This is a genomic window from Falsiroseomonas tokyonensis, assembly GCF_019024325.1.
GTDB lineage: Bacteria > Pseudomonadota > Alphaproteobacteria > Acetobacterales > Acetobacteraceae > Falsiroseomonas > Falsiroseomonas tokyonensis.
On record NZ_JAFNJS010000033.1, the window covers coordinates 1 to 4,032 of the forward strand.

A 4,032-nucleotide genomic window follows, 5' to 3' on the forward strand; every position below is an offset into this window, starting at 1 on the left:
GACGAGCGGCAGGCTGAGGCGCGCGGCATCAAGGCCGTGATCTTCGGCAAGAGCGGCATCGGCAAGACCTACCTCCTGCTGACGCTCGACGAGGGCAGCACGCTCTTCATCGATCTGGAGGCGGGCGATCTCGCCGTGCAGCACTGGCGTGGCGCGTCGATCCGCCCGCGCACCTGGGAGGAATGCCGCGACCTCGCGCTGTTTCTGGCCGGCCCCAACCCCGCGTTGCGCGACGACCAGCCATATTCCGCCGCGCAGTATGCGCGCGTCCTGCAGGCCTATGGCGATCCGGCGCGCATGGACGGCTTCGCCACGATCTTCGTGGACAGCATCACGGTCGCCGGTCGGCTCTGCTTCCAGTGGTGCCGCGGTCAGCCCGAGGCGCATTCCGAGAAGACCGGCAAGCCCGACATCCGCGGCGCCTACGGCCTGCATGGCCGCGAGATGATCGCCTGGCTCACGCACCTGCAGCATGCGCGCGGGCGCAACGTGATCTTCGTCGGAATCCTCGACGAGAAGCTCGACGACTTCAATCGCCGCGTCTTCGTGCCGCAGATCGACGGCAGCAAGACCGGTCTCGAGCTGCCCGGCATCGTCGATCAGGTCATGACGCTGGCCGAGATCAAGCCGGACGTCGCACCCGGCCAGCCTGCGGTCGCATCCTTCCGCGGCCTGGTCTGCCAGACGTTGAACCCCTGGGGTTATCCCGCGAAGGATCGCAGCGGCCGGCTCGACATGCTGGAGCCGCCGCATCTCGGGCAGCTCTTCCAGAAAATCCGCAGCCCATCGCCGCCGATCGACGCGCACGGCGCGTCGTCGATCGCGCTGCCCGCCCCCACCCCCAACACCTGATCGGAGCTGAAGCACCATGGCTGCCTGGAACGACTACAACGACGCCCAGTCCAACCCGAACCTGATCCCCAAGGGGACGCTCGCGAAGGTCCGCCTCACCATCCGCCCCGGCGGCTTCGACGATCCGAACCAGGGCTGGACAGGTGGCTACGCCACGCGCGGCAGCACCGGCGCCGTCTATCTCAATGGCGAGTTCACCGTGCTGGAGGGACCCTACGCCAAGCGGAAGATCTTCACGCTGATCGGGCTCTACAGCCCGAAGGGGCCGGAATGGGCGGGGATGGGCCGCAGCTTCCTGCGCGGGATGCTGAACTCCGCCCGCGGCATCTCCGACAAGGATGTCTCGCCCCAGGCGCAGGCGGCGCGCCGCATCGGCGGCTTCGCGGATCTCGATGGCCTCGAGTTCGTGGCCAAGATCGAGCACGGCACGGATGCGGGCGGCGAGACCAAGAACGAAATCCGCATGGCGGTGACGCCGGACCATCGGGACTACGCGCAGGCGATGGGGCGCATTGCTGCGCCGGCTGGTTACGCACCGCCGCCGCAGCCCGCCTATGCCCCGCCGGCGCCGGCCTATGCGCCGCCCGCCGCGCCGGCCATGCACCAGGGCGCGTTCCCGGCTCCGGCGCAGCAGCCCGCTCCTGGCACCGATCCGCGTCCCGCCTGGGCGCGCTGATGGAGGGCCGCACCGCATGATGCTCCGCCCCCGCCAGAAGCTCTTCGTCGAGCGCAGCCTCCGTGCGCTCGACCAACACGGCAACACCCTCGGCGTCGCCCCGACCGGCGCCGGCAAGACCATCATGCTGTCGGCGGCGGTGGGCGAGCATATCGGCACCAGCGCCGCTAAGGCTGCCGTCCTCGCCCATCGGGATGAGCTCACGGCGCAGAACCTGGCGAAGTTCCGTCGCGTGAATCCTAGCGTGACCACCTCCGTGGTGGATGCCGGCCAGAAATCCTGGGGCGGAAAGGTCACCTTCGCCATGGTGCCGACGCTGACGCGCCCGGCGAACCTGGAGGCGATGCCGGCCCTGGACCTGCTGGTGATCGACGAGGCGCACCACGCCGTCGCCGACAGCTATCGCCGCATCATCGATCGCGCGTTGCAGCGCAACCCGGCCTGCCGCATCTATGGCGTCACGGCCACACCGAACCGCGGCGATAAGATCGGGCTGCGCCAGGTCTTCTCCAACGTTGCCGACCAGATCCGGCTTGGCGAACTGATCGCCTCCGGCCACCTGGTGCCGCCGCGCACCTTCATCATCGATGTCGGCGTCCAGGATGAGCTCCGGGCCGTCCGGCGCAGCGGCGACGATTTCGACATGGGCGAGGTCGCCCGCGTCATGGACACGGTGCCGGTCACCGACGCGGTCGTGAAGCATTGGCAGGAGAAGGCTGGCGGCCGCCAGACCGTGGCCTTCTGCTCCACCATCGCCCACGCCGAGCACGTCGCGGCCGCCTTCAACGCTGCCGGCGTCCCCACGGTCGTGGTGACAGGCGAGATGCCGGACGGCGAGCGACGCTCCGTCCTGGCCGCCTATGCCAGGGGCGAGGCGCGCATCGTCGTGAATGTCGCGGTGCTGACCGAGGGCTGGGACCATCCCCCCACCTCCTGCGTCGTGCTGCTGCGGCCCAGTTCCTTCAAGTGCACGATGATCCAGATGGTCGGCCGCGGGCTGCGCACCGTGGATCCCACTGAGCATCCCGGCATCGTCAAGCGCAACTGCATCGTGCTGGACTTCGGCACCTCCTCGCAGATCCATGGCTGCCTGGAGCAGGACGTCGATCTCGACAGCCAGCCCGGCGAAGGTGAGCCGCCCACCAAGACCTGCCCCTCCTGCGAGGCGGAGGTGCCGATCGCGGTGATGGAGTGCCCGATCTGCGGCCACGCCTTCGAGCCTCGCGGGCACGAGACGGCGCCGCTCACCGACTTCATCATGACGGAGATCGATCTCCTTCGGCGCTCCGCCTTCCAATGGTGCGACCTGTTCGGCGACGACGCCGCCCTGCTGGCCAATGGCTTCAACGGCTGGGCGGGCATCTTCTTCCTGAACGGGGCCTGGCACGCCGTCGGCGGCGCGAAGGAGGAGCGGCCCCGCCTGCTGTCCATCGGAGAGCGGCTGGTGGCGCTGGCCGCGGCGGATGATTGGCTGAACGCCTACGAGACAGACGAGAGCGCTCACAAGAGCCGGCGCTGGCTGCGCGAGCCTCCGACCGAACGGCAGCTGATCCACCTGCCGCCGGCGGTCCGCGCCGATCTCGGCATGACGCGCTACCAGGCCTCGGCGCTGCTCACCTTCAAGTTCAACCGCCAGGCCATCCAGCATCTCGTGCGCAGCGCCCAGCCCACAGCGCTGGGGCAGGCCGCATGATCGATGGTCCGCTCCCCGGAACCGCCCTGCGCCATCTGCTCCCGCCCGGCGCGTGGCTTTGGCTGGTTCGACCCGGTGCCGCGGAAGAAGCCGCGGCCCTCGGTCTGCTTCTGCTGCATCGCCTGCCAGGCCTTCTGGTCGCGCTTGGCGGGGAGGTCGTCCGTCATGGTTGACCTCACCGAGCAGGAGAAGGCCGCGATGCGCGCCGCCATGCGCCGCGTCGCGGAGACCATGGCCGAGATCGGCTGGGACACCCGCTTCCAGGATCTGAGCGAGACGCAGGTGCTGGCGCTGATCGAGGTCGCCGTCGGCGGCTTCCAGGAGGCCATGCAGGCGATCGCCCGGCAGGACGCGGCGGCGGAGGTGCCCTTCTGATGCTCGACTTCAACAGCCGCAGCCAGACCTCGACGCATGTGAATGCCGCCATCGACGCGGCGCTGGTCACGGCCAATCAGGCGACACCGCCGCGCAGCTACCTGGGCGGCTCCCGCCTCGGCCATGCCTGCGAACGGGCGCTGCAGTTTGAGTTCGTGAAGGCGCCGAAGGATGAGGGCGCCGACTTCGACGGGCGCCTGCTACGCATCTTCGGGATCGGCCACGCGCTGGAGGACGTCGCCGTCGCCTGGCTCCGCAGTGCTGGCTTCGATCTCTACACCCGCCGCGGCGGTGGCGAGGATGGCGAGCAGTTCGGCTTCTCCGTCGCCGGTGGTCGCATCCGCGGCCATGTCGACGGTGTCTTCGCCGGCGGCCCCGCCATCCCCGGCATGGCGTTCCCGGCGCTGTGGGAATGCAAGACAATGAACGCCAAGGC

General features: G+C 69.3%; 4 protein-coding genes and 1 pseudogene. All 5 read left to right on the forward strand.

Translation table 11 applies throughout. The features are described 5' to 3' along the window. Positions 1 to 852: ATP-binding protein (locus J3S20_RS29705; protein ID WP_216840542.1), on the forward strand; the 852-nt coding region annotated here is incomplete at its 5' end. 16 nt (positions 853 to 868) lie between these two features. Beyond that, the gene (locus J3S20_RS29710; protein WP_216840543.1) at positions 869 to 1,528 is read left to right on the forward strand and encodes a hypothetical protein; all 660 of its coding nucleotides are present in this window, start codon (positions 869 to 871) and stop codon (positions 1,526 to 1,528) included. A gap of 16 nt (positions 1,529 to 1,544) precedes the next feature. Further along, positions 1,545 to 3,221, forward strand: a complete 1,677-nt coding sequence (locus tag J3S20_RS29715; RefSeq protein ID WP_216840544.1) for a DEAD/DEAH box helicase — start codon at positions 1,545 to 1,547, stop codon at positions 3,219 to 3,221. A gap of 165 nt (positions 3,222 to 3,386) precedes the next feature. Further along, positions 3,387 to 3,596 (forward strand): DUF6511 domain-containing protein, encoded by a 210-nt coding sequence (locus tag J3S20_RS30660; protein WP_246603458.1) that lies wholly within the window; start codon positions 3,387 to 3,389, stop codon positions 3,594 to 3,596. Continuing rightward, positions 3,596 to 4,032 (forward strand): annotated as a pseudogene (locus J3S20_RS29725) (hypothetical protein); the annotation flags it as partial. The gene J3S20_RS30660 and the pseudogene J3S20_RS29725, both read left to right, overlap by 1 nt.